Annotated in this window: 25 protein-coding genes; 11 read left to right on the forward strand and 14 right to left on the reverse strand. The window is 66.1% G+C overall.

Annotation, left to right across the window (positions count from 1 at the left end; genetic code table 11):
* The first annotated feature begins 69 nt into the window (after positions 1–69).
* Complete coding sequence (locus tag FM113_RS14070) at positions 70–1,701, forward strand: GNAT family N-acetyltransferase (protein ID WP_087015456.1); 1,632 nt, start codon at positions 70–72, stop codon at positions 1,699–1,701.
* A gap of 19 nt (positions 1,702–1,720) precedes the next feature.
* Here the strand turns inward: FM113_RS14070 and FM113_RS14075 are convergent, their stop codons facing one another.
* On the reverse strand, positions 1,721–2,500 hold the full coding sequence (locus FM113_RS14075) for a DUF6636 domain-containing protein (protein ID WP_087015457.1): 780 nt from the start codon (positions 2,498–2,500) through the stop codon (positions 1,721–1,723).
* Positions 2,501–2,660: 160 nt separating this feature from the next.
* Entirely contained in the window at positions 2,661–3,065 is a 405-nt protein-coding gene (locus tag FM113_RS14080; protein WP_254909027.1) for a GntR family transcriptional regulator, read from the reverse strand.
* Positions 3,066–3,258: 193 nt separating this feature from the next.
* On the opposite strand from FM113_RS14080, the gene FM113_RS14085 reads away from it, so the two are divergent.
* Positions 3,259–3,726 carry a GNAT family N-acetyltransferase gene (locus FM113_RS14085; protein ID WP_087015458.1) on the forward strand — a complete coding sequence of 156 codons (468 nt, stop codon included), beginning with the start codon at positions 3,259–3,261 and terminating at the stop codon, positions 3,724–3,726.
* 26 nt (positions 3,727–3,752) lie between these two features.
* Here the strand turns inward: FM113_RS14085 and FM113_RS14090 are convergent, their stop codons facing one another.
* The 7 genes from FM113_RS14090 to FM113_RS14120 all read right to left on the reverse strand — a co-directional run bounded on the left by FM113_RS14090 (position 3,753) and on the right by FM113_RS14120 (position 8,893).
* Positions 3,753–4,304 carry a signal peptidase I gene (locus FM113_RS14090; protein WP_087015459.1) on the reverse strand — a complete coding sequence of 184 codons (552 nt, stop codon included), beginning with the start codon at positions 4,302–4,304 and terminating at the stop codon, positions 3,753–3,755.
* A gap of 8 nt (positions 4,305–4,312) precedes the next feature.
* Positions 4,313–5,011: a hypothetical protein gene (locus tag FM113_RS14095; RefSeq protein WP_087015460.1), complete on the reverse strand. Its 699-nt coding sequence runs from the start codon at positions 5,009–5,011 to the stop codon at positions 4,313–4,315.
* Between the two features lie 41 nt (positions 5,012–5,052).
* Complete coding sequence (locus FM113_RS14100; protein WP_140393378.1) at positions 5,053–6,258, reverse strand: hypothetical protein; 1,206 nt, start codon at positions 6,256–6,258, stop codon at positions 5,053–5,055.
* Between the two features lie 77 nt (positions 6,259–6,335).
* A complete protein-coding gene (locus FM113_RS14105; RefSeq protein WP_087015462.1) occupies positions 6,336–6,971 on the reverse strand; it encodes a hypothetical protein in 636 nt (211 codons plus the stop codon).
* The gene (locus FM113_RS14110) at positions 6,968–7,570 is read right to left on the reverse strand and encodes a hypothetical protein (protein WP_087015463.1); all 603 of its coding nucleotides are present in this window, start codon (positions 7,568–7,570) and stop codon (positions 6,968–6,970) included. The genes FM113_RS14105 and FM113_RS14110 overlap by 4 nt, the downstream gene beginning before the upstream one ends.
* Positions 7,567–8,181: a hypothetical protein gene (locus tag FM113_RS14115; protein WP_087015464.1), complete on the reverse strand. Its 615-nt coding sequence runs from the start codon at positions 8,179–8,181 to the stop codon at positions 7,567–7,569. The genes FM113_RS14110 and FM113_RS14115 overlap by 4 nt, the downstream gene beginning before the upstream one ends.
* An 82-nt stretch (positions 8,182–8,263) precedes the next feature.
* Positions 8,264–8,893: a hypothetical protein gene (locus FM113_RS14120; RefSeq protein WP_087015465.1), complete on the reverse strand. Its 630-nt coding sequence runs from the start codon at positions 8,891–8,893 to the stop codon at positions 8,264–8,266.
* A gap of 315 nt (positions 8,894–9,208) precedes the next feature.
* Here FM113_RS14120 and FM113_RS14125 point away from each other — a divergent pair, with 315 nt between their 5' ends.
* The 6 genes from FM113_RS14125 (at position 9,209) to FM113_RS14150 (ending at position 15,377) form a co-directional block, all read left to right on the forward strand.
* Positions 9,209–9,727: an RNA polymerase sigma factor gene (locus FM113_RS14125; RefSeq protein ID WP_087015466.1), complete on the forward strand. Its 519-nt coding sequence runs from the start codon at positions 9,209–9,211 to the stop codon at positions 9,725–9,727.
* A gap of 144 nt (positions 9,728–9,871) precedes the next feature.
* Complete coding sequence (locus tag FM113_RS14130; RefSeq protein ID WP_217896019.1) at positions 9,872–12,004, forward strand: CocE/NonD family hydrolase; 2,133 nt, start codon at positions 9,872–9,874, stop codon at positions 12,002–12,004.
* 17 nt (positions 12,005–12,021) lie between these two features.
* Positions 12,022–12,954 (forward strand): glycine betaine ABC transporter substrate-binding protein, encoded by a 933-nt coding sequence (locus FM113_RS14135; RefSeq protein WP_217896020.1) that lies wholly within the window; start codon positions 12,022–12,024, stop codon positions 12,952–12,954.
* A gap of 7 nt (positions 12,955–12,961) precedes the next feature.
* Complete coding sequence (locus tag FM113_RS14140; protein ID WP_087015467.1) at positions 12,962–13,990, forward strand: ABC transporter ATP-binding protein; 1,029 nt, start codon at positions 12,962–12,964, stop codon at positions 13,988–13,990.
* Positions 13,987–14,709, forward strand: a complete 723-nt coding sequence (locus tag FM113_RS14145; RefSeq protein WP_217896021.1) for an ABC transporter permease — start codon at positions 13,987–13,989, stop codon at positions 14,707–14,709. Before FM113_RS14140 ends, FM113_RS14145 begins: the two co-directional genes overlap by 4 nt.
* The gene (locus FM113_RS14150) at positions 14,706–15,377 is read left to right on the forward strand and encodes an ABC transporter permease (RefSeq protein WP_087015468.1); all 672 of its coding nucleotides are present in this window, start codon (positions 14,706–14,708) and stop codon (positions 15,375–15,377) included. The genes FM113_RS14145 and FM113_RS14150 overlap by 4 nt, the downstream gene beginning before the upstream one ends.
* A gap of 45 nt (positions 15,378–15,422) precedes the next feature.
* Here FM113_RS14150 and FM113_RS14155 read toward each other — a convergent pair whose 3' ends face one another.
* Entirely contained in the window at positions 15,423–16,832 is a 1,410-nt protein-coding gene (locus FM113_RS14155; protein WP_087015469.1) for a PLP-dependent aminotransferase family protein, read from the reverse strand.
* On the opposite strand from FM113_RS14155, the gene FM113_RS14160 reads away from it, so the two are divergent.
* Positions 16,831–17,823, forward strand: a complete 993-nt coding sequence (locus FM113_RS14160; protein WP_087015470.1) for a DMT family transporter — start codon at positions 16,831–16,833, stop codon at positions 17,821–17,823. The genes FM113_RS14155 and FM113_RS14160 overlap by 2 nt on opposite strands.
* Here FM113_RS14160 and FM113_RS14165 read toward each other — a convergent pair.
* Genes FM113_RS14165 through FM113_RS14175 form a run of 3 tightly spaced genes read right to left on the reverse strand, consistent with a single transcriptional unit; the run spans position 17,782 to position 20,446 of the window.
* Positions 17,782–18,738, reverse strand: a complete 957-nt coding sequence (locus tag FM113_RS14165; RefSeq protein ID WP_087015471.1) for a metal ABC transporter permease — start codon at positions 18,736–18,738, stop codon at positions 17,782–17,784. The two genes, FM113_RS14160 and FM113_RS14165, sit on opposite strands and share 42 nt — an antisense overlap.
* Complete coding sequence (locus FM113_RS14170; protein ID WP_087015472.1) at positions 18,735–19,478, reverse strand: metal ABC transporter ATP-binding protein; 744 nt, start codon at positions 19,476–19,478, stop codon at positions 18,735–18,737. The genes FM113_RS14165 and FM113_RS14170 overlap by 4 nt, the downstream gene beginning before the upstream one ends.
* The gene (locus FM113_RS14175; RefSeq protein ID WP_217896022.1) at positions 19,475–20,446 is read right to left on the reverse strand and encodes a metal ABC transporter substrate-binding protein; all 972 of its coding nucleotides are present in this window, start codon (positions 20,444–20,446) and stop codon (positions 19,475–19,477) included. The genes FM113_RS14170 and FM113_RS14175 overlap by 4 nt, the downstream gene beginning before the upstream one ends.
* Positions 20,447–20,717: 271 nt before the next feature.
* On the opposite strand from FM113_RS14175, the gene FM113_RS14180 reads away from it, so the two are divergent.
* Both FM113_RS14180 and FM113_RS14185 read left to right on the forward strand, forming a co-directional pair.
* Entirely contained in the window at positions 20,718–21,122 is a 405-nt protein-coding gene (locus FM113_RS14180) for a CrcB family protein (protein WP_087015480.1), read from the forward strand.
* On the forward strand, positions 21,122–21,487 hold the full coding sequence (locus FM113_RS14185; protein WP_087015473.1) for a CrcB family protein: 366 nt from the start codon (positions 21,122–21,124) through the stop codon (positions 21,485–21,487). The genes FM113_RS14180 and FM113_RS14185 overlap by 1 nt, the downstream gene beginning before the upstream one ends.
* A 19-nt stretch (positions 21,488–21,506) precedes the next feature.
* On the opposite strand, the gene pdxY is transcribed toward FM113_RS14185, so the two are convergent.
* Positions 21,507–22,358, reverse strand: coding sequence for a pyridoxal kinase PdxY (gene pdxY / locus FM113_RS14190; protein WP_087015474.1), 852 nt, complete (start codon positions 22,356–22,358; stop codon positions 21,507–21,509).
* Positions 22,359–22,451 lie beyond the last annotated feature (93 nt).

Below are 22,451 nucleotides of genomic sequence, written 5' to 3' on the forward strand. Positions count from 1 at the left end.
GGCCGCAATCATAGTCTGTACACTTGTACAGTTTGCGCTGGATCTGGGCGCACGATCGAGAGGCCCCGCATGAGCGCACGGTTCCCACCCGGCATTGCCGATTTTCGCGATGGTCAGGCCTCGACGAACCCGTGGGTGGATGGTCCGCCACCGCGCGAACACCTCGCGGTGGGAGCCGCCGACCCCGCCTGGTCGGCGCGCTTCGCGGCGCTGGCCGCTCGCATCACCGATGCTCTCGGGGCCGTCGCGCGCTCGGTGGAACACGTGGGATCGACCGCGGTTCCCGGGCTCGCAGCTAAAGAGGTCATCGACATTGACCTCTGCGTCGCGGATCCCAGCGACGAGGCGAGCTACGTCCCCGCGCTCACAGCGATCGACTACAGGCTGACGGTGCGTGAGCCGGAGTTTGAGGAGCATCGTATGCTCCGGCTCGACGAGCCTCGGGTCAACCTTCACGTGACCGGACCCGGCTCCGCCGAGGCGGCACGGCATCTCCTATTCCGGGATTGGCTCCGGGCACACCCCGCCGAGCGAGAGCTCTATGCTGCCGCGAAGCGGGACGCGGCCGGGACCGACGCGCAGACCGCAATGGCGTACAACGCGCGCAAGACCGCCGTGGTCCGGGAGATCTACGCGCGCGCCTTTGCGGGTCACGGAATCTCACTTCGCGAACGTGCCCTCGCCCCCGATCACCTGCCGGAGCTTCCGGCCGAAGCTGGCGGGGAACGCATTACCTGGCGTCCAGTGACGCGGGCCGACGCCGAATTGATCCATCGAGTGAGCGCGGCCGCGGGGCGTATCGATCACCCGAATGATCTGTATTCCCTGGAACAGGTGAGGCTGTCGCTCAGCGGGGAACGCTTCACCCTCACAACCGACACCGTGCTCGGCCTGAGTGACGCGGGTGAGCCGATCGCGTACGGCGAGGCGCGTCTGGGGGACACCGACACGGACACAATCGAGGTGTCACTCGAGGGCCTCGTTCACCCCGCCTGGCGGGGCCGGGGGATCGGCACACGGCTACTGGCATGGCAGGAGGCGCGCGCCCGGCAGATCCTCGCGAACTCCGGCGTGGACCTGCCCGCGCTCATCTCGCTCGGCACGCGAGAGGAAAACGCCCCGAACCGGAGCCTCTACGCGACCGCCGGGTTTTTCCCGGTCCGGTGGTGGATGGAGTTGTGGCGCTCACTCGCCGATCCGGTCGCCGCGCGCCCCCTGCCAGAGGGTGTGCAGCTCCGCGCGTACACCGCAGAACTGTCCGAGGCTACCCGGCTGGCCGTCAACGACGCGTTCCGCGACCACTGGGGATCCCGCCCCACCTCGCAGAAGGACTGGGAGGAGGAGCACGCCCTCGAGGACTTTGCGCCCCACCTCTCCCGCCTCGCTGTGGTGGGTGACGGGTCCGCGGCGAATCCGATCCGCGTCATCGCTGCGGTGCTCAGCGAGGTCGACGAAGCAGAATGGGAGCTCAATGGGGGGCCGTTCGGCTACATTTCGACAATTGCGGTGATCCGCGAACGTCGCGGGGAGGGCATCTCCTCGGCGCTGATCCTGGAGACGCTCGCAGCCCTGCGTGAGGCGGGGCTGGAACGCGCGGCGCTCGACGTGGACGCGGCGAACCCAAGCGGGGCGCTCGGGATGTACACGAAGCTTGGCTTCACGCTTCAGGATCGTTGGGTGACGTACGGGAAGCGGGCATAGCGGAGCGCCGGGGGTATCGCTAGCCGCCGTAGAGCTCGTAGCTGTCGCGGCTCACGAAAAAGCCGCGGCCGGTTGTCTCGCTCTCGCACGTGAGCCCCTCAAACGCCGAGTGGCAGCGGAACCCGGCTTCGGAGATCGCGGTGCCGTACTCAAAGACAGGCACCCCGGGTGGGGATTGTTGCCCGGTTGCCACGAGATACATGTACGTGGCACCGCCACGGCAGTTCCCGTACAGGCTCTTGCCGTCCGAGATCGCGATGTTGCCGCCGTGGTGACCGATCGTCCCACAGTCGACGCTCGCGGAATCTGCGGGTGCCGGATCCGGGTACACCCCCAGCTCGCAGCTCACACCGGCGAGCCCAGTGAGCCCCAGCGCCGGCGGGGTGCTGAGGCCCGGCGGGGCCGTTGAGTTGAGCGCCCCTGCGATGACGCAGTAGATGTTGCCACTGGGGGTCAGGAATCGCACCGCCCCGTCAGCGCTACGGAAGCTGTCGGCGGCGAGGTAGGTTCCGGTCACGCGCCCGACGGGGGCACGGGCGGAGGCGGGATCCGGCGCTGGATCAGGGGTCGGATCGGGCACCGCCGGATCGGGCACGGTCGATTCGGGCACGGTCGATTCGGGCACGGCGGATTCGGAAGCTCTCGGCGCGTTCGTGCCCTGATCCGCTGGGGTGACGTTCACCACAGGGAAGCTGACGCAGCCGGCCAGGGCGAATACCGCAATGGCGGTGACCCCAAGCTGGGCGAGGCGAGTGCGCGGCTGACGAAGAGCGTGGGAGGCCCGCAAAATGGTGAACATACGGCGAGACTATGGGCTTGCCTGGCACAACGCACGGGTGAGCGGAGTCCGGAAATTCCGGGGGTTCCGGGGACGCTTCGGAAGGTCCGCGTCAGTGCACCTCGTACCGAACCTCGCACCGACTCTCGCGCCAAACCGCGTGCCGAACTGACAGTGACGCTCAGCCTCTCGCTCGAAACGCATCGCGCAGCAGTTCGTGCGCACGCTCGGGCGCGAGCCCGAGCTCGATGATCCTGTCAGCGAAGCCCTGGGCAGCCGCGCGGGCCGCCGGTTCGCCGAGCGCATCGAGGCTCACGAATGTGCCCGCGCGGCCCCGCCCCTCGGCAATCCCGTCCTCTTCGAGCGCACGATACGCGCTCGCCACGGTGTTCGCTGCGAGTCCCGTCGCTGCGGCGAGCGCGCGCACGGTCGGCAGCCGCTCTCCGGGCAGGATGCTTCCCGCGCGGATCCCGTTCAGGACGTGGGCGCGGAGCTGCTGATATGGCGGATCCGGCAGCGCGGGATCGCTTCGGAAGTCAATGACTGCTGAGTGGTGCGCGTCGTCGCGCGTTGCGAAATCGGTCACGGGCCCAGCCTAACCGTGCACCGCCTCGGGGCGCTGTTCCTCGCGAGGGTGCGAGTGAGAGTAACGCTGTGCGGGTTTTTGTGTGGCCGTTACTTGCGTGTCCGAGGTGCGGAACGTGCCACACTGCTCAAGTTGGGAACACGGCGGTCGCCGGATCCCGCACACACACAGGAAACCCCGAGAGGACACGAACATGACTGAACGCCCCACCCCGACGGTTCGCCCGCTGACCCCGGCAGATGAGCCGCGCTGGCGCGAGCTGTTCCGCGCGTACCGGGAGTTCTACAGGCTCGAAGCGTCCGAGGAGGTCGTGTCGCGCACGCTGAGCTGGCTGTTGGATCCCGCGCACGAGTGCGAAGCCCTCGTCGCTGAGGTCTCGGGAGAAGTCGTCGGCTTTGCGCACCACCGTCGGATGCCGTGCCCGTCGCTCGCAACGGATGTGACGTTCTTGGATGACCTGTTCACGGAGCCGGAGTCGCGCGGTGCTGGCGTGGGGCGCGCCCTCATTGGCCGGCTCACGGACCTGGCGCACGAGCAGGGTCGCACGTTTGTGCAGTGGGCCACGGCGGCCGATAACCTGCAGGCACAGGCGCTGTACAACACGCTCGCGACGCGGACAAGCTGGGTGACGTACGAGGCGGCACCGACCGTGGCCGCGTAAGGAGCGTGTGGCGCAGGATCCGGCGCTCACTGGCGAAATAGCTTGAGTGCCGGGTCCGGGTCCGGGTCCGGGATGTGATCTCGCGCTTGCCCTGGGAACAGGAAAAAGAGCAGGAGTACACACGCGATCGCGATTCCGATGAGGACGCCCGCGCGGGTCTGCAAGAGTGACGCCCCGAACCCCAAGAGGGGGATGTGGAACAGGGTGATATGTGCGTCGCGAATCGTGTAGGGCCGAGGATCGTCGCTTGTATTGGCATCCCCACGCATCGTCATCTCATACACCCCAGCATCGCTCTCGAGCTCGGTGATCTCGCGAACGCGGTGCGTGACCAGTCCATCACCGCTTGGTCGCGGTGTGGTGATCACGTCTCCCACCTGTATTTCCGGACCTGAGATCGGCCGTGTGACAAGGAGTGAGCCCGTGGGGATTCCCGGCTCCATTGAGCCTGAAATGACGTTGTGTGGCCGGACGTCGTATACCAACGATGCGGTGAATACGAGAATGCTGATCAGACCGAGCGCAGCAGCAACGTTGAGCACAACCGAGCGAGCTACGCGATATGTTCGGACGAACATGTCCCCAGTCACTGTTGCGTCGATTCGGCACCGAAGTGTACCCGGAAGGCCGATTGACCGCCGTTGAAGTTTTCGGTTTCAGGGAGGTCGAGGTAATCGATTGTGAGTTCCAGGCTTCCGGCGCTGTTTGTGGCACCCTCCGTAAAGGGGTCGCCCGGATTGAGCGGGTCAGCATCGCGAGCGCTCAAGATCCCAAATTCTCCCTGGGCTTCACTCCAAGGCCGTTCGGCGAACAGCTCGACTCCGTCCCGGGTGGCGGAGAACCTCAGGAACTGGGTAATGTTTGGGCGTTCCGCGACAGACCCGTCGCCGTTCAACAGCACCAGTGACACCGCAATTGAGGCGTCGATACGGGCGCTGTTATTAAAGATCGGAATTGTGGTTGCAATTGTGCCCCCGGGTATCAGGGTTTCTGCGCCCGGAACCTCCCAGTTGTAGCCCGCGTCGGTATCCGCCTGCTCGACAGTACCGTCGGGCAAGACAACAGCCAGGTCAAATTTCTCGGGATTGCCGATGCCACTGCCGTCCGCACCATTGCCCAGGTTGAGATTGGCGACGTCTGTGAAACTCGCGAACGTAGCAACGGACGCGGCAAGGACGAGACCGCCTCCGGCGAGTACAAGACGTTTGCGCCCGGAGGATCGGAGCGTGCGCGGCGTGCGGAACCAGGCCCCTAGCCGTCCTCGAAGCGTGGAGCCGTTGGTCATGTTGTGCCTTTCCTGTTGTGTGCTGCGTGAGGTGGGGTGCATCAGTCCAACACTCCGAGGTCGAGTGTGAGCTTCCTGAGACCGGAGCCGAGCGGGGTGCCGAGGGCACCCTGTGCGTTAAAGCCCTTGCCCCAGTACTCACCATTCGCTTTGCGCCAGATGTAGTGGCCCTGCCCGGCGGCCAAATCGATGACCTCGGTGTCGAGGAGCGTTGGTGTTCGGGGGTTGCTCCCGACATCGTCCGCGGCTCCGTAACTGAAGAGATTGCCGGAGCTGTCCCGGAGTAGCGCTCCGGTGTGGGCGCTCGTGGCGTCAACGATGTCCCGCAGTACGGTGTCATTCACGAGGCCTGGCTCGCTTGCCGCTGGTGGAGTGGGGCGGTTGCCGATTCGACCTGAGCCGCCCCAGGTGAGCACCCGCCCATCGGAGAGCACGGCAAGCCCCAGGTTTTTGCCGCCCGCGATCCTGGTGATGTATCCGTCACCGGGCCCGACCGCGGCACGGAACCAGGGCGCGAGCGCTGTGGAAACTCGGGCACCGCTGTTTGACGCCTTGTCCGCTCCCGGGGTAGAACTCGCACCGCCCCAGTACCAGACCTCACCGCTGTTCAGGATGACCCAGAAGTTTTGGTACCCGCCAGTGATGTAGACGGGGAACTGTTCTCCGTCGTTGGCCAACGGATCGGGGAGTCCGGGAACCTGCTTGGCACCGTTACCGAAAAAACCACCGTAGCTCGGGTCACCCCATGCCCAGACGGAGCCGTCCGAGCGGATTCCCGCGCCGGCCTGTTCTGTCGACGCGATGAGCGCGATATCCGTGAGCCGCGTACCATTGCCGTTCCAGTTGCTCCCAACTCGCAGCCGCTCGGGGCGTTGATCCAATCGACCGGCCCCGGTCCCGTCTCGCTCGGGATTATTTCCCCATCCCCACACCTCGCCTGTCAGCTGCAGTGCGTTAAACCCGTAGATCTGTCCGGATACCGCAGCGACTTCGCCCTCGGGCAGTCCTCCAACACGGGTGGGGCCCTTCCACGTCCCGCCCCACGCTGCACCTCCCGCAAGGCTCATATCCGTACGTCCCCACACATACGCATTGCCGTCGTTTCCAACTCCGGAGCCTGTGTCGAGGGACTGCCCGGGAGACAGTCCGACGCTCAGTGGAGCGGGAATCTCGGCGGTCAAGTCGTCCGTATGGGCGTAGGAACTACTCGTGTATGCGGCAGATGTGCTGCTTGCGGAAAGAGCCACGGCGCCTGCTCCAAGGAGGAGCAAGCTGAAAGACAGGAGACCCTGCCGCTGGGATCGCGCACGGAGGCGTGCCGAGGTCATTGAGTACGGGCCTTTCGTCGGCGCGAGTGCGCACAGAGCGTGAATGTGATGATTCCGGCCGCGGAAAGCACGAGCGCCAGCCAGGCCGCTGATGAGGCCAATGCTCCCGTTGCGCTGAGCAAACCAGGGCCAGTGTCGGCGTCATCCGGAGCAGTCGCGGTGACGCGGAACCGAAGTTCGCCGCTTTGCGCGGCATAGCGGTTGTCCGCATCCGCGGGCAGAGTAACGGTGCCGTGCAGCTCGGTCGACTCTCCCGCGAGGAGAGTAGGGAGTGCGAGCGTGCGGTCGATGAGCGCTGCTGCCGGCGATATCGCAACGACGGCACCAGAGCTGTCCGCCAGGCTTACCATGAGTGGAGTCGGGCCGGTGAAGAGCGCCGAGGTGGCATCGCCGAGCACCTCAATCCCGAGTGGCAGATCATTCTGAGTCGTGTTGGTGACCGACACGGTCCAGCTCTCCGAATGCCCAGGCCCCGGGACCTGTACCTGCGCAATATCAGGGGTGACCGTAATGAGCTCGGCGGCGTGCTCAGGGACGGTGTCCTGCTGCAGCGCGTGAGCCGGACCAGCCGCCGCGCAGATCAGGAGGAGGATAGTGGTGCCCGCGCCTGTGAGTCGTGCAGAGAATTTCATGAGGTGCTCCCGACAAGCGCTACGGTGATCTCGGTGGTGCTGCCTGACCACATAAACGGTGTGTCTCGATCGAGGGTGGCCTGCACCGTCAGCAGGTGTGGTTCATCGGGTTGGATCGCGAGGAATTCACGGCCAGCGAGCGAGTTGAAGTCATCTGCGCTCGTGCCAGAGGCGACGAGGACCCCATCGTTGAATATCGTGAAACGCAAGCGGCCAAAGAGTGCCGCACACCGCTCCGTGCAACTGCTCGGGGCGAGGATCTGCGGCGTCACCGACCCCACGGGGGAGTTCGCTTGCAGCCGGAACGGGACACTGAACTCGGTGAGCCGCGCGGTGCTGACAGTCGCATCGGGCACAGTCGCGACAAGGACTGAGTCCGCTGCAGAACCCGCGGTGACCCACGCTCCCTCCCCGTTCTGGAGCTGGAGCTGAAATGTGTGGGGATTCCCTACGACTGCCTCAGAGCCAATCACAATGTTGACGCTGTCCTGGTAGGCGGCGTAGCTTGCGCTCACCGTCCCGATGCACAGCAGCACTCCGATCGTCCCCAGCGCAGCTTGAGTGCGGAGTCTGGCCCGTCGCTGTTGCGGCGGCGTCACGTGCTGCTCCCGTTCAGCGCGAATTGGACATCAGTAGTGGCAAGTTGCCACCGATTGTCGAGGTCTTCCGAGACGTCGATCCGGATGTCCAGCATGCGGTAATCGTCGGGGCGAAGTTTCCCTGGCAGTCTGACGGTCTGGAGCTCAGATCCCGGGACATTAGCGAACACAATTGACTCGCCGTCCCCCACAGTGAAGCGGAGCTGGGGGAATAGATCGACAAAGTTTCCGGATTCCGGATCGAGCTCACCCCCGTGATCGTTCGGGTTTTCGATGGAAAGCTCGATATCGCTCGCGAGTCGGGTACTCACGTTTTTCACCGCGATCCGGAGGGTGAGGCTCGCCCCCGGACTCATCACGTACGTCGACCCATCGGGAGTGAGCGCAATCCGGTACGGCCGGGTATTGCCTTGTTGCCAGTGCTGTGCGTTGGGGACCCAACCGGGTTCGGCAGATCCAGCTGTGACGAGGTCGAAGCGATTCAACGTGCCGTCGAGCGGGGTTAGGCTGTCATGGGAGTCGGTCACCGCAGCTGCGCTCGCGAGAACCGCGCCGCCGAGGAGTACACAGGCTGCCACAAGTGTTCGTGTGCGTCCGGTGCGAGTGCTCATTGCTTACTGTCATTTCTCCTGTCGGGCGCCGGGGTGCACTGGCACCCCGGCGCTGTGACGGGTGCGATTTCTCCTTTCGGCCTTACGGCTGCTTTGAGCTTGCTCCGAAGTGGGCCTGCACGAAGGCGCTCTTGTTCTGTAGTGCGTTGTTCTCCTCGGGTGTGTCCTGCTCTGGCAACGAAATGCTGAGCGTGAGCGATCCGCTGGTTCCTGCAAGGTACGTGCCGAGGGCCAGGTCAGCGAGTTCGTCCTGGGTCTGCTCGGCGGCGAGCATTTCGCCGTCGACGCTGACCGTGTAGCGCAGCAGATCGCGCATTTCTGCGTCGGAACCAAAGCCCGGGCGATCCTGCAGAGAGAAGTCGATCTCAGCGGACAGCAGCGGGCTTTCATTGCGGAACGGGATGCTGATGCTCACAGTGTCGCCGGGCGTAATCACGTCAGCACCTGGCACAGCGATGTTGACACCGCGATTTGTGTTCGCTTCCTGCCAGGTTCCTGGCACCGGGACACCATTCTCGTCGGTGCCCACGACCTGGATGTTGAACTGACTATTGACCCCGATACCGGACCCATCGGATCCGTCGCCCAGGTTCAGATTGGCAAAGTCCGTGAACGCGGCGGCCGTGGCGAGCAGCGTAATCGCGAGGAGGGAGCCACCAGCAATGACGATCCGCTTCCGGTCTCGCTGCGACTGAGTGTTCTGGGTTGTCATGGAAGTGTGTTCCTTTCACAGATGGTGAAGCCGAGCCCACAGGGCCTTGTGGGCCGTGCAGAATCGTGCTCGAGCGCGCCGAATTATGGTCGCTCACCGTAGTAGTGGTGGGGGGCCGAAAAGTGTGACTCGGAGGTTCGGAGGAAACTTTCGGGTCCCTCAAAACGGGGGAGTTACACTTGCCGAGCGTTTGCGCTTGACTCATGAGTGTGAACGTGCGTCTCGCGGCGGGGGAACCGTTATGGTGTCGCGGTGACAGTGACCGGGCAGCGCCCGGGGGTGCGCTGCTAGAGCAAGATCAAGGTGAACACCCAGATGGAGTTCGTTGCACGTGTATTCGCGGAGTCGGCACCTCGACTTCTCGCGTTTTTATGGCGACTTGGAGCAAATTCAGATGAAGCAGAGGAGGCGCTCTCATACGCGTTCGAGACGCTCGTCCGTGCCGTGCGGGCAGGACGGCCACCGCATACGAATCCCGAGAGCTTCGTGTTTACCGTCGCGAAGCGTCGGCTTTATGCCCAGTGGGCCCAGCGAGCGCGGGAAGTCGGGCTCGATGAACAGGCCCTTGTCCTTGCCGCGCGCACCGAAGATTCGGCTGTTGCAGAGCGGGAATGCCAACTCGCCGCAGCCGCCTTTCTCGCGCTGCATCCGCAGGCTCGTGCGGTGTTGTGGCGCGTGCTGTGCGAGGGGGTCTCCCAGCAAGCTCTCGCCGCAGAAATGGGCATTTCCGCGAGCACACTCCGGAAACGGGTGAGCCGATATCGTCAGCAGATGCGTGAGCAGTTTCACAGGCTGTGCGCGCAGAGCGAGACATGGGGCGAGGGGCTGGCCTGAGAGACTCGCCGCATCGGCGTGTCGGGCCGGGTAATAGCCGCTAATGGGCCTGTTCACAGGCCATACTGCGGCCGTTTTGGGCGGGCATGACTGTGCCCTGTGAGCCGCGGTTGTCTTTTGCCAGCCGATAGTGTGGATCGGAACATGTCTGAGAACTCAATGATTCCGAGTGCCCATCGTTTCCGTTCTGCCCCGCGTCAGGTGCGCGTGCTGGAGCATGTTCGTATTCCGCTCGACGACGGTGTCGAGCTCGCAGCGCGTGTGTGGCTGCCCGCGGATACACCTGAGCACGGGGTCCCCGCGATCCTCGAGTACATCCCGTATCGCAAGAACGATATGACCGCGGGGCGGGATCAGACGATCCACCCCGAGTTCGCCCGCGCGGGCTACGCGAGTGTGCGCGTGGATTTGCGCGGGGCGGGGGATTCGACCGGGGTCATGACGGATGAGTACTCGGAGACCGAACTTGCGGACGGCCTGCAGGTGCTGCGCTGGATCGCGGCGCAGCCGTGGTGCGCCGGGAAGGTCGGTATTATCGGCAAATCTTGGGGCGGCTTCAACGGACTCCAACTTGCGGCCCTCCAGCCCCCGGAACTCGGCGCGATTATCACGGTCTGCTCCACGGACGATCGCTACGCGGATGACGTCCATTACAACGGGGGTGCAATCGTCGGCGACCAAATGCTGTCGTGGGCGTCAACGATGTGGGCCTACAACGCCCGTCCGCAGGACCCGATCGGCGTCGGTGCCGGCTGGGAGGACGACTGGAAGCGCCGGATCGACGAGGCCCCCGTGAATATCGAGGACTGGCTGAGCCATCAGCGCCGGGACGCGTATTGGAAACACGGGTCCGTGATCGAAACACCGGACGCGATCCAGGTGCCGGTGCTCGCGGTGGGCGGCCTTCTCGACGAGTACCGCACCACGCTGTTCAGGCTGATGGAAGGCGCAGCAGCACGCGGTGCCGACGACGACGCCCCGATCCACGCCCTCCTGGGGCCGTGGGCACACAACTACCCGCACCAGGCGGCCCCCGGCCCCGGCATTGACTTCATCGCCGAATCGATTCGCTGGTGGGACCAGTGGCTCGGCGGGGTAGACAACGGCGTGAAGTCACAACCGCAGCTGCGGGCCTTTATTCCGGATAGCGCTCCGATCGGCACGGACCATGTGACCCGTGCGGGGCGCTGGATCGCGGAACCCGTGTGGCCGTCCGCGCAGGTGACGGATCGGGATCTCTCTGCGTCCGCCGCGGTGCAGGCCGGCCCGCGCATTCTGCGCAGCACGGAGCTCATCGGTTTCGCGGGCGGCAGCTGGCTGCAGTTTGGTGAGGCCGCCGGTGTGGCGGGGGATCAGTCCGCCGACGACGCGCGCTCGTACACGCTTGACTGGGCGCAGCCAGCGGGCCTCGAAATCCTCGGCACGCCACGGGTGAGTGTGCGGGTGGCCTCGGATCGGGATCGCGGCGCGATCGCGGCGCGGCTTACGGATGTGGCACCCGACGGCTCCTCGAGGCTGCTCACCGTGGGCCTGTTCAATCTCGCCCACCACGCGAGCCACGACCACCCGGAACCCGTCGTCCCGGGCGAAGCCGTGACGCTGACCTTCCCGCTGCTCGCGACCGCGCACCGGCTGGCCCCAGGACACACGCTGCGTCTGAGCGTGTCTGCGAGCTTCTGGCCCAACCTGTGGCCCGCGCCCGAGGAGACCCGGATCACGATCGTGGCACCCCCAACGCTGACGCTGCCCGAACGCAACCCCGCCTCCCCGGCGGACGACGCAGCGACCACGGCTGCACTCACCGCCGCGCTCGGGCTGCCGCCCACGCCGCCACACACAACAATTGACGCGGACGGGCCGCCAATGACGCGTGAGCTGACCGCCGACCTCGTGTCGGGCCGCACGACGGTGAGCACGTTTGTGGAGGAGTGGCAGACCGATCGCAGCGACGGGCTGTTCTATTACTCCTCGGAGCGCGATAGCTACAATCGCACCGCGGGGGATCCGCTGAGCGCGGAGGCCGTGTGCGAGCGCACGATTCGGTACCGTCGGCCGCCGTTGCCGAGCGGCCCCAGCGATCTCGGGCGTGCGGCACTCGATGCCGCCGGTGCGGACTTCGCGGCCGACACCGGGTGGGATGTCGAGATCCGCACCCGCAGCACCATGACGGGGGACGCGGCGAATTTCGTCGTGACAAACGAGCTGGACGCGTACCGGGACGGCGCCAAGTTCCATTCCCGCTCCACCTCCGCGAGCATCCCGCGAGACCTGAACTAGCGCGGGCGAGGACACACATGACACTGCAACGACGCATGCTCACCCGGCGCTCTGCCCTCGGCCTGTGGGGTTTGGGAGCGGCGGCCGGAGTTGCCGCGCTCAGCGGCTGCGCTGCACCCGCGCCTGACGGGGTGGGCAAGAAACGCACGCTAACGATCGGGTCGAAAGGCTTCGCCGAGAGCTGGATCATGGGCGAGCTGTACGCGCAGGGGATCGAGGCGCTCGGCTACACGGTCTCCCTAAAAACGAATATCGGCTCGACGGAAATCATCAACTCCGCTCTGCAGTCCGGGCAGATTGACCTGTACCCCGAGTACACCGGGGTGATCCTTGTGGTCCTGGCCGGCGAGGAACGCCTCATGGACTCTGCGGAAGAAACATTCGAACTGGCGCGGTCCTGGGAGGCTGAGCAGGGGATCACCACGCTGAATGCCACACCGTTTGAGAACAAAAACGCCATCGCCGTCACGGAAGAGTTCGCGGCCCAGCACGGGCTGCGCACAATGTCTGACCTGCGGGGGATCGGCGACTTTACGTATTCGACGTACCCGGAGAACGTCACCGGCGGCCAAGGCTATGAGGGCATCGTCGAGTCCTACGGGCTCGACAACATGGAGCTCAAGACCCTGAGCATCGGCTTGAACTACCAGGCAATCGAGCGCGGCGAGATCCAAGCGGCGGACGTGTTTACGACCGATCCGCAGCTTTCCCGCTCCAAGCTCGTGGTGCTTGAGGACGACCTCAGGCTGTTCGGGTTCCAGAACGTCGTCCCGCTGATTCGGGATGACGCCTTCGACGCCGTGGATGACGACGTGCCCGAGTTTCTGAACGAACTCCATTCCCTGCTGACTGTCGATGCGATCCGAGTGCTGAACTCGGCCGCCGCCGTCAACCGACTCGATCCCGCGCAGGTTGCCCAGACCTTTCTGCGGGACAACCGCCTCATCTAAGGACATCATGACGACACCCACCGAAGCCGCGCAGACGCGACCCGGGGACACCTCGATCACGTTCACCGCCGCGACGAAAACCTACCCCGGGCAGCCGACCCCCGCCCTCGACGCGCTCGACCTTGCCGTGCACTCCGGCGAGCTCGTATGCCTGGTCGGTCCGTCCGGCGGCGGCAAGACCACCGCCCTGCAGCTCGTCAACAGGCTTGTGGACCTCACGAGCGGGAGCATCCACATCGGCGGTCAGGACATCTCGAGCCTCGCGCCGATCGAGCTCCGCCGCACAATCGGATACGCGATTCAAGAATCCGGGCTTTTTCCGCACTACACTGTCGCTGAAAACATCGCGATCGTGCCGCAGATCCTGAAGTGGGACCGAGCCCGTATCCGGGCGCGGACCGCGGAACTTCTTGAGCTTGTGGGGCTTACCCCGGTCGAGGATTGGTTGGATCGCTACCCGGCGCAGCTCTCGGGTGGGCAACAGCAGCGCGTGGGGATTGCGCGTGCACTCGCGGCGGATCCACCGGTGATGCTGATGGACGAGCCATTTGGCGCGCTCGATCCGATCACGCGGCTTTCGGTGCAGGACGAGTTTCTCGCGATCCACCAGCGCGTGGGGAAAACGACGCTGTTCGTGACCCACGACATCGACGAAGCGATCAAGATGGCGGATCGGATCGCGATCCTGCGTCCCGGTGGCACGCTGGCCCAGTTCGACACCCCGGAGCAGATCCTGCTGCACCCGATCGACGACTTCGTTGCCGAGTTCTTGGGTGCCGAGCGGGGGCTGAAGCGGCTCGCGCTCACCTCGGTTGGGGATGTTCTGGAGCGCACTGCGGCCGAGGCGGCGCTTCCCGTCGGTGCGGACACCTGGCCCGAGGTGGGAACCGGGATGACCGTGCGTGAGGCGCTTGCGCTCGTGTCCGTTGCGGGGACTGCGGGGGCGCGCGTCGGCGACGCCCCCGGACGCTTCGTGACGCTGCGCGAGCTTGTCCATCCGCCGACCGCACGTGACGCCGCGGAGGCGACGGTATGACCGACTTTATGCCCGTGGGGGACCCAGTGATCCCGGACTACGGTGTGGCCTCCGAGTGCGTGGTCAACAACGGCTTTTTCTGCGCGGACTGGTTCGCGGCGCAGTGGTCGACTGTGTTTTGGCCGCCGCTCGTGAGCCACATCGTCATCACGGTGATCGCAGTGGTGATCGGCTTTGCGATCGCGTTCACCGCCGCGCTTATCGCTTATCGCAAGCAGTGGTTGGTGAAGCCGATCGGCGTTGTGGCGACGTTCCTGTACACGCTGCCGCCGCTTGCGCTCTTCCAGCTGCTCGTGCCGTTCACCGGGCTCACGCTGGTGACCGTCGAGATTGCGCTTGTGTGCTTCACCCTCGTGATCATCTTCCAGGCGGTGCTCACGGGACTCGCCTCGACGTCGGCCTCAGTGAAGCAGGCGGCGGTCGGCATGGGGCTGAGCCCCGGACAGATCCTGCGCCGCGTTGAGCTGCCCTTCGCCTTCCCCTCGATCATCAATGGACTTCGCATCGCCACCGTGCTGACCGTGAGCATCGCGACAATCGCCGCATTTGTGGTGGATGACGGGCTCGGCTCACCGATCCTCAAGGCGATCTCGTCGCCCTTCAATACCCAGTTCATCGGGGCGGGTGCCCTGGCGGTCCTGCTCGCGTTTGTACTCGACGGGCTGCTGGTGCTGCTTGGCCGAGCGCTGACGCCCTGGACGAGAGTGAGGATGTCGTGAACGAGTTCCTCGGGGCCTTCCCGTTTATCGTGGAGAACTTTGCACTGCTCATGGAGAAGACGGGGGAGCACCTTGTCATCAGCCTGATCCCGATTCTTGCCGCGATCCTGCTCGGTGTTCCGCTCGGCGTGTGGCTGGGGCATATTCATCGCGGCGAGTTCCTGGCCGTGAGCCTCACGAACATTGGCCGCGCGCTGCCCAGCCTGGCGCTGATTGCGATCCTGCTCGGCCTCGTGGGGATCGGCCTCCTGAACGTCGTCATTGCGCTGTTTGTGCTCGCGTTCCCGCCGATCCTCAGCTACTCCTTCCAAGCGGTGAACTCTGTGGATCGCAACCTCACTCGTGCCGCACGCGGCATGGGTCTGACGCCGTTCCAGGTGTTGCTCCGAGTGGAGCTGCCGCTCGGACTTCCGACGATGATCAGTGGCGTCCGCACGGCGGTTGTCCTCACCGTCAGCTCTGCGACAGTTGCGGCGATCGCGGGCAGTGGTGGGCTCGGCGACATCATTCTGAACCAGGTGGCCTACGGCATGTCCGGGGTGATTGCGGGGGCGATCTGGGTGGCGTTGCTGTCGATTCTGCTCGACCAGCTCGCGGCTTTCCTGCTGCGCCGTGCCACGCCCCGCGGCGCACGCTTCGTGCAGCAATCGGCCGTCGTTACGGCATAGTCGAAGCTGTGCGGAGCCGCGCGTCGTAGCGTCCCCGCGGGGTGCTCACCCCGTGGTGAGCGCCCCCTCGATGACGTGTGCGGCCTCGGGGAACCGCTCCGGCTCGGTGCCGCAGAAGGTCAGCCGCAGTGCGGGGACGGCTGGCTCGGCGGGGAACCAGGCGTCACCGGCCGCGAGTGCAACGCCGCGTGCAGCGCAGCGGCGCGCAACCTCACCGGCGTCCGTGCCCTGCGGCAAGCGCGCCCACACGCTCAGCCCGCCCTGCGGCACCGCGTCCACGTGCACGCTGGGCGCGTGCTGTGCCAGGCTCTGCAGCAGCAGGTCTCGGCGTTCTCGGAGTCGCCCGGGGAGCGCGGAACGGTGCGTGCGCCAGGCAGGGCTGGTGACGGCCTCGAGCGCGGTGGCCTGCAACAGCGGGCTGACATACATCGTGTCGGCGACGCGATCGGCCAAAAGCCGGTCCCGGGCCGGTCCGCGGGCGATGAGTGCGCCGACCCGGACGGCCGGGGACAGGCTTTTGGTGAGGGACCGCAGCGTGACGATTCGCCCGTCCGGGTCATTGCGGGCGAGCGGCACCGGAGCGCGTTCAGGGGCCGTGTCGATCGGAAAGTCTCGGGCCCAATCGTCTTCGACAAGGAAGGCCCCGCGCGCTCGGAGCACCTTGAGGATGTCCCGCGCGCGATCCGGGTGCCAGCTGCCGCCGAGGGGGTTCGCAAACGTGGGCTGTGCGTAGAACACGCGTGCCCCGGAATCCCGCAGCGCCCGATCGAGTTCGTCCGGATCGGGCCCGGTGGGCGTGGTGGCGATCGGAACCAGTGTGACGCCCTGCTGTGCGGCGGCGAGCAGGGCACCCCAGTAACTGGGAGATTCGATCACCAGTGGCTTACCGCGCCCCACGAGCGCGCGGAACACGCTGCCGAGCGCACCCTGGGTGCCGGGCACGATGATGGCGTCGCGGGCCGCGTGCGGGGCCGGGCCACTCCCGCTGAGTTCCGCGGCAAACCAGGCTTGCAGCTCGGGGAGCCCCGCAGCCGGGGCTCGGGTCAGTGCATGTCCCGATCGTGCGGCGCGTGCGGCGGAAGCGCGCACGAGCGCGGTGGGGAGGAGATCCGCGCAGGGGTACCCCGAGTGGAGTTCGATGGCACCGGGCTCGGTCTCCCGTTGGGTGTCCGGAATGGGCGCGGTGGTGGCCGTGGGTGCGCCCAGCGCGCCGGTTTGCCAGCCAAAGTTCGCGGGGCGGACGGTGTCGCGCCGCCGCACGAATGTCCCGACGCCGGGGCGGGCTTCGATGAGCCCTCGCGCGGCCAGTGCGTGCATGGCGCGCTGCACAGTGACCGGCCCGGCCGCAAACATCTCCGCGAGTGCGCGGCTTCCGGGGAGTTTGCTTCCCGGGACTGCCTGCCCGATCCAGCGCTCGAGTTCGGCGGTGATCCGCTCGGTGCTACTCTGACTCATGAATCTAGATAATAGCGCTATCAAGCAATCTTCCCCTGTGCTATCGAGCGGATCTCGCGGGCGGACCGGGCTCTGGTGGGGACTGCTCGGAGTGGCCGCCTTTTCGCTGACGGTCCCGCTCACCCGTGTGGCGGTTGCTGGCCTGAACCCCGTGTTCGTCGGGAGTGGCCGCGCGGTTGTCGCGGCTGTCCTCGCCATCGCCGCTCTGGCCCTGACTCGGCAGCGTTTGCCGCACGGCGTGCAGTGGGCACGCCTGGGGCTTGTTGCCGCGGGCATCGTGGTGGGGTTTCCGATGCTGACCTCACTCGCGCTTGCCGAAATGCCGGCGGCGCGCGCCGCTGTTGTCATCGGGCTGCTCCCCGCCGCGACCGCGGTGGTGACTGTGTGGCGCACGGGGGAGCGTCCCAGCTTGGGATTCTGGGTGAGCGCTGGGCTCGGGGGCGCGGCGGCCGTCGTATTCGCGCTTCTGCAGGGCGGGGCCCCGGGCGGTGCTGCGGGGCTTGAATGGCCGGACCTACTGCTCTTCGGAGCGGTCCTGCTTGCGGCACTTGGCTACGCGGAGGGCGGGCTGCTTGCGCGTGAGCTGGGAGCCTGGCAGACAGTGTCCTGGGCGCTGGCCGTTGCCCTCCCGGTGATGCTCGCAATCACCCTGACTGCAGTGCCGCTGGCGGTGGGTGTTGTGGGCTGGCAGCAGTGGGCAGCGTTTGGGTATCTCGCCGTGGTGAGCATGTTTCTCGGGTTCTTCGCCTGGTACCGGGGTCTCGCGCAGGGGCCGATGGCGACGGTCAGCCAGGTGCAGCTCGTGCAACCGGTCCTGAGTATCGTATGGGCTGCACTGCTGCTCGGCGAGGTAATTACCCTGCCTGTGGCGCTCGGTGGTCTCGCGGTGATCCTGTGCGCGGGCTTCGCCGTGCGTTCCCGGCTCCGCGGGGGCCGCACGGCGATCGCCTCACGCGGTCGGCTCGGGGCTCGGGGCCGGATCCGCCACTGATGCTGCGGTCTTCACGTTTGTCGCCGCTGCACCGGGTACGCCGCGGTCCGCTGCGTCGCTCGCGCGAGCGCGTCGTGCTGCCAAGCGCTTGCCCAACAGACCGTGGCGCGGGCTGAACAGATACACAAGCCCAAACGCGACGCCCTGCACGAGCACGACGAGCCCACCCGACGCGGCGTCGAGCCAGTAGCTCAGGAAGATCCCGAGCACGGCACAGGCGGCGGAGAGGATCGGTGCGATCACGAGCATGCGGTCGAAGCGGTCCGTGAGGAGGTACGCCGTAGCGCCCGGAATGATCAGCATCGCAACCACGAGCACAACCCCGACAACCTGCAGCGCCACCACTGCCGTGAGTGCGAGCATGCCAAGGAGCAGGGCTCCGAGGAACTTCGGGTTCAGGCCGATGGCCTGTGCGTGCGTGGGGTCGAACGCGAACAGGGTGAGATCGCGCCGCTTCACGATCAGCACCACAAGTGCGACCGCCGCGAGCACCGCGATCTGGGTGAGGTCGGCGGGGGACACCCCCAGGATGTTCCCAAAAATGATGTGGTTCAGGTCGGTCTCGCTGGGCGTGACAGAGATCAGCACGAGGCCGAGCGCAAAGAGGGTGGTGAACACGATCCCGATCGCCGCATCCTCTTTCACGCGGCTCGTGTTCCTGATCCCGCCGATGAGGGCGACCGCAAGGAAACCGAACAGCAAGGCACCGAGCGCGAAGGGGGCCCCGACGACGTAGGCGAGGACCACACCGGGGAGCACCGCGTGTGACACGGCATCCCCCATGAGTGACCAGCCGATGAGCACGAGCCAGCACGAGAGCAGTGCACACACGACCGCGGCAATCACGGTGGTGAGGAGCGCGCGTGTCATGAACTCGTACTGCAGCGGCTCCAGAAAGAAATCAAGCGGGTTCATACGAGGCTCCGAGCGTCAGTGGTCACATCGAGTCCGAAAGCGAGGGCGAGCCGTTCTGGCCGCAACGCCTCGGCAACCGCCCCGTGGAACAGGATCCGGCGCTGGATCAGGGCTGCCTCGTCGGCGAGCGCGGGGAGCGCGTGCAGATCGTGCGTGGAGACAAGGATTGTGTGGCCGCCCGCCGCGAGCTCACGTAATAGCCGCCCGATCGTCCCTTCGGATCGTTTGTCGACACCGGCAAAAGGCTCGTCAAGCAGCAAGATGCGAGCGCCCTGAGCGATCCCGCGGGCCACGAAGGCGCGCTTTTTCTGACCGCCCGAGAGCTGGCCGATCTGCCGGTCCGCATATTCGGTGAGTTCCACACGTTCGAGCGCTTCCGCGACGGCCTCGTGATCCACGCGCCGGGGGCGGCGGGCCATCCCGAGCCCGCCGTAGCGCCCCATCATCACCACGTCGCGCACGGACACGGGGAATGCCCAGTCCACGGCCTCGCTCTGGGGCACGTAGCCGACGAGGCCCTGCTTGCGGGCCATCGCCGGCGTGCCCCCGGCGATGCGAACCTCGCCGCGGTCCGGACGCACCGAGCCCATGATCGACTTAAACAGCGTGGACTTGCCCGATCCGTTCATGCCGATCAGGCCGGTGACGCGGCCCGGCGCAACCGTAAGGCTGGCGCTCTCAAGGGCGCGCACCTCGCCGTAGCGGACAGAGACGTCTCGGACTTCGATCGCGGCGGTCATTCGGTGCCGCCGGTGAGTGCTTTCGTGATGACGTCGGCGTCATGCCGGATCAGATCGAGATAGGTGGGCACGGGTCCGCCCGGTTCGGAGAGCGAGTCGACGTAAAGGGTGCCGCCGTAGACCGCGCCGGTCGCGGAGACTACCTGTTGCATTGGTGCATCGGAGACCGTGGATTCGCAGAACACCGCGGGGACGTCGTTCGCGCGAACAAACTCGATGGTTTCGGCGATTTGGCGAGGCGTGGCCTGCTGCTCGGCATTCACGGGCCAGATGTACTGCTCAGTGAGCCCCGCATCGCGGGCGAGGTACGAGAACGCGCCCTCGCAGGTCACCAGCGCGCGCTGCGATTCGGGAAGCACCGAGAGCTCGGTCACGAGCTCGTCCTGCACCTGCTGGAGTTCTTCGCCGTAGCGTTCCGCGTTGGCCGCGTAGTCGCTTGCATGCTCCGGATCGAGCTCGCTGAAGGCCTCCGCAATTGCCGTCACGTACTGCTGGACCACGCGCGGGCTCATCCAGGCGTGCGGGTTGGGCTTGCCCGCGTCGACATCGCCGGTGATCGCGAGCGGCTCGATGTCGTCGGTGACGACGGCGTGCGGCACGTCGAGCTGATCGACGAACTTGCTGAACCAGGCTTCGAGGCCGAGACCGTTGTCGAGAATGAGGTCGGCCTCCGAGGCGCGCGCGATGTCCCCGGGGGTGGGCTCATAGCCGTGGATCTCCGCACCCACCTTTGTGATCGACGCGACACGCAGGTGGGGGCCGGCGACGTTTTCTGCAATGTCGGCAAGCACCGTGAAGGTCGTAAGCACCACGGGCCGGTCGTCCGTGGTTTCGTTGGCACCGTTAGTGCCGTTAGTACCGTTGGCACCGGAGCCAGATCCTGCGGCGGCACTGGGTGCGGCGCAGCCGGCGAGGGCGAGGCTGCTGAGGAGGACAAGGGCCGCGGCGCGGGCGCGGGGTCGAATCACGATCGGGCTCCTTCGGGGGTGGTAAGTCAAAAGTTCGGCATGCCGAACTTTAATTATCGTAGTACCTTTTTCGGCACATCCGGTACTTCGTGCGTGGCAGGATGGGTGGGGCGCGGGGTGTGGATCGCGCTCGGAGCAGGAGGTGCGTGTGGCGGAAGAGTCTTCGCCTGCGGCGTCCCCGGTGCCGGCTGTGCCTGCTGCGACAGCTGTGCCTGCTGCGCCGGCTGTGCCTGCTGCGCCTGCTGGGCCTGCTGGGCCGGCTGCGACAGCTGTGCCTGCTGTGCCGCTCCGCTCGGTGCTCGGCTGGGTCGCTCTGGGCGGTGCCGTTGGATCCCTCGCTCGCTACGGTGTGTCGCAGGCTATCGGCGAGCCCGAGAATTGGCCGCTCGGCACGCTGTGCGTGAATGTGATCGGCGCGTTCCTGCTGGGGCTGTTGCTGGAGATACTTGCGTCCAAACCGAACGAGCGGGCACGGCTCCTCCTGGGCACCGGCGTGCTGGGGGGATTCACGACGTATAGCCTGCTCGCCACGCAGCTTGCGGAGCAGCTGCTCGCTGGCGCGGTGTGGCTGGCTGCCGGCTACGCGGTCACAACGATCGGTGGCGGGCTTGTAGCCAGCGCTGCGGGGGTGTGGCTGGCGCATATCCTGCGTCGGCGCAGCGGAGGCGAGTCCTGATGGGTGGCATCTGGGTAGCGCTTGGACTCGCCGCAGCCGGGGGCGTCGGTGCCGCGGCGCGCGTGCTCGTCGACCGGGGTGTCCCCGCCAGGATTCGAGCTCGCTTTCCCTGGGGGATCTTCCTGGTAAACCTCACGGGATCCTTCGCCCTGGGGCTCCTCACTGGTGCCGCGCTGGGCCAGCCCGTCACCGCGATCCTCGCAACCGGTTTTCTTGGCGGTTACACGACCTTCAGCACTGCCAGCCTCGACACTCTTCGACTTCTGCAGCAGCGCCGGATCGGTGCGGCGCTCCTGAATGGAATCGGCATGCTCGGTGTGACCGTCGGGGCTGCAGTGTGCGGGATCCTGCTGACCTCCGGATAGCCGCGGCTGAGATTCTGCGCTACCGAACCTGGCGCACCGTGAAGCTGGCTTTCGGGGCGACATAGGACTCCTGCGCCGCGACAAGCTGCAGTTCGCGCTCACCCGAGGCGAGCGTCCGCTCGAGGAGCTCGTAGACGCTTGCGGCAGTAGCTCCGAGAGCCGCTGCGGGGTCGCCGGTGCGGCGCAGATGCGCGGTGAACAGCGCGGCGGTCACGTCGCCGGACCCGTTCGCTTTGATCGGGAGCCGCGGCTTTTCCACAAGCCACGCTCCATCCGGGGTCACCGCGAGCATCTCGATAACACCCTCCGGGGCGTCCGGCCGCTCCACGCTCGTCACCAGCACGGAGTGCGGCCCGAGATCCCGCGCCGCATCCACGGATTCAAGTGTCGATTCCAGGGTGTCTGGGGAAGTGCCCGTCAGAAAGCCCAGCTCGAACTGGTTTGGGGTGATCAGGTCGGCGCGGGGGACCACGCGGTCGCGGATCAGGTTCTGGACCTCGGGGGCGACATGGCAGCCCGACTTCGCGTTACCAAGCACCGGGTCGCAGGCATAGATTGCGTCCGGGCTGTGGTGCTTCACGCGGGCGACCGCATCGAGGATCGCGTCACCAATGCTGTCGCTGCCCTGGTAGCCGGAGAGTACCGCGTCTACTCCGGCAAGGCCGCCGCGTTCTTCGATCCCCGTGACGATCTCGCGGACGTCGTCGCCCGAGAGCAGCGGCCCGCGCCAGGCACCGTAGCCGGTGTGGTTCGAGAAGTTCACTGTGGGGACGGGCATGACCTCGACGCCGAGGCGCTGCAGTGGGAAGACGGCTGCGGAGTTGCCCACGTGTCCGTACGCTACGGCGGACTGGATCGAAAGAATGCGCATGACGCGATTCTGCCAGTGGTCCGCGGAGTAGACCAGTCCGGGTGTGTGCTGATGGTCCAGTTGAATTGAAATGGGGGTTCGGGGGGTTCGGGG

This window comes from Leucobacter sp. 7(1) (genome assembly GCF_900163635.1).
Taxonomy (GTDB): Bacteria; Actinomycetota; Actinomycetes; order Actinomycetales; family Microbacteriaceae; genus Leucobacter.

Excerpts from the sequence above, each read along its gene's own strand:
- FM113_RS14115 (WP_087015464.1), bottom strand. The coding sequence starts at position 8,181 with ATGAGCACTCGCACCGGACGCACACGAACACTTGTGGCAGCCTGTGTA.
- FM113_RS14130 (WP_217896019.1), top strand. The coding sequence starts at position 9,872 with ATGTCTGAGAACTCAATGATTCCGAGTGCCCATCGTTTCCGTTCTGCC.
- FM113_RS14155 (WP_087015469.1), bottom strand. The coding sequence starts at position 16,832 with ATGAGTCAGAGTAGCACCGAGCGGATCACCGCCGAACTCGAGCGCTGG.
- FM113_RS14145 (WP_217896021.1), top strand. The coding sequence starts at position 13,987 with ATGACCGACTTTATGCCCGTGGGGGACCCAGTGATCCCGGACTACGGT.
- FM113_RS14125 (WP_087015466.1), top strand. The coding sequence starts at position 9,209 with ATGGAGTTCGTTGCACGTGTATTCGCGGAGTCGGCACCTCGACTTCTC.
- FM113_RS14095 (WP_087015460.1), bottom strand. The coding sequence starts at position 5,011 with ATGACCAACGGCTCCACGCTTCGAGGACGGCTAGGGGCCTGGTTCCGC.
- FM113_RS14160 (WP_087015470.1), top strand. The coding sequence starts at position 16,831 with ATGAATCTAGATAATAGCGCTATCAAGCAATCTTCCCCTGTGCTATCG.
- FM113_RS14185 (WP_087015473.1), top strand. The coding sequence starts at position 21,122 with ATGGGTGGCATCTGGGTAGCGCTTGGACTCGCCGCAGCCGGGGGCGTC.
- FM113_RS14120 (WP_087015465.1), bottom strand. The coding sequence starts at position 8,893 with ATGACAACCCAGAACACTCAGTCGCAGCGAGACCGGAAGCGGATCGTC.
- FM113_RS14085 (WP_087015458.1), top strand. The coding sequence starts at position 3,259 with ATGACTGAACGCCCCACCCCGACGGTTCGCCCGCTGACCCCGGCAGAT.
- FM113_RS14070 (WP_087015456.1), top strand. The coding sequence starts at position 70 with ATGAGCGCACGGTTCCCACCCGGCATTGCCGATTTTCGCGATGGTCAG.
- FM113_RS14105 (WP_087015462.1), bottom strand. The coding sequence starts at position 6,971 with ATGAAATTCTCTGCACGACTCACAGGCGCGGGCACCACTATCCTCCTC.
- FM113_RS14170 (WP_087015472.1), bottom strand. The coding sequence starts at position 19,478 with ATGACCGCCGCGATCGAAGTCCGAGACGTCTCTGTCCGCTACGGCGAG.
- FM113_RS14140 (WP_087015467.1), top strand. The coding sequence starts at position 12,962 with ATGACGACACCCACCGAAGCCGCGCAGACGCGACCCGGGGACACCTCG.
- FM113_RS14135 (WP_217896020.1), top strand. The coding sequence starts at position 12,022 with ATGACACTGCAACGACGCATGCTCACCCGGCGCTCTGCCCTCGGCCTG.
- FM113_RS14165 (WP_087015471.1), bottom strand. The coding sequence starts at position 18,738 with ATGAACCCGCTTGATTTCTTTCTGGAGCCGCTGCAGTACGAGTTCATG.
- FM113_RS14075 (WP_087015457.1), bottom strand. The coding sequence starts at position 2,500 with ATGTTCACCATTTTGCGGGCCTCCCACGCTCTTCGTCAGCCGCGCACT.
- FM113_RS14090 (WP_087015459.1), bottom strand. The coding sequence starts at position 4,304 with ATGTTCGTCCGAACATATCGCGTAGCTCGCTCGGTTGTGCTCAACGTT.
- pdxY (WP_087015474.1), bottom strand. The coding sequence starts at position 22,358 with ATGCGCATTCTTTCGATCCAGTCCGCCGTAGCGTACGGACACGTGGGC.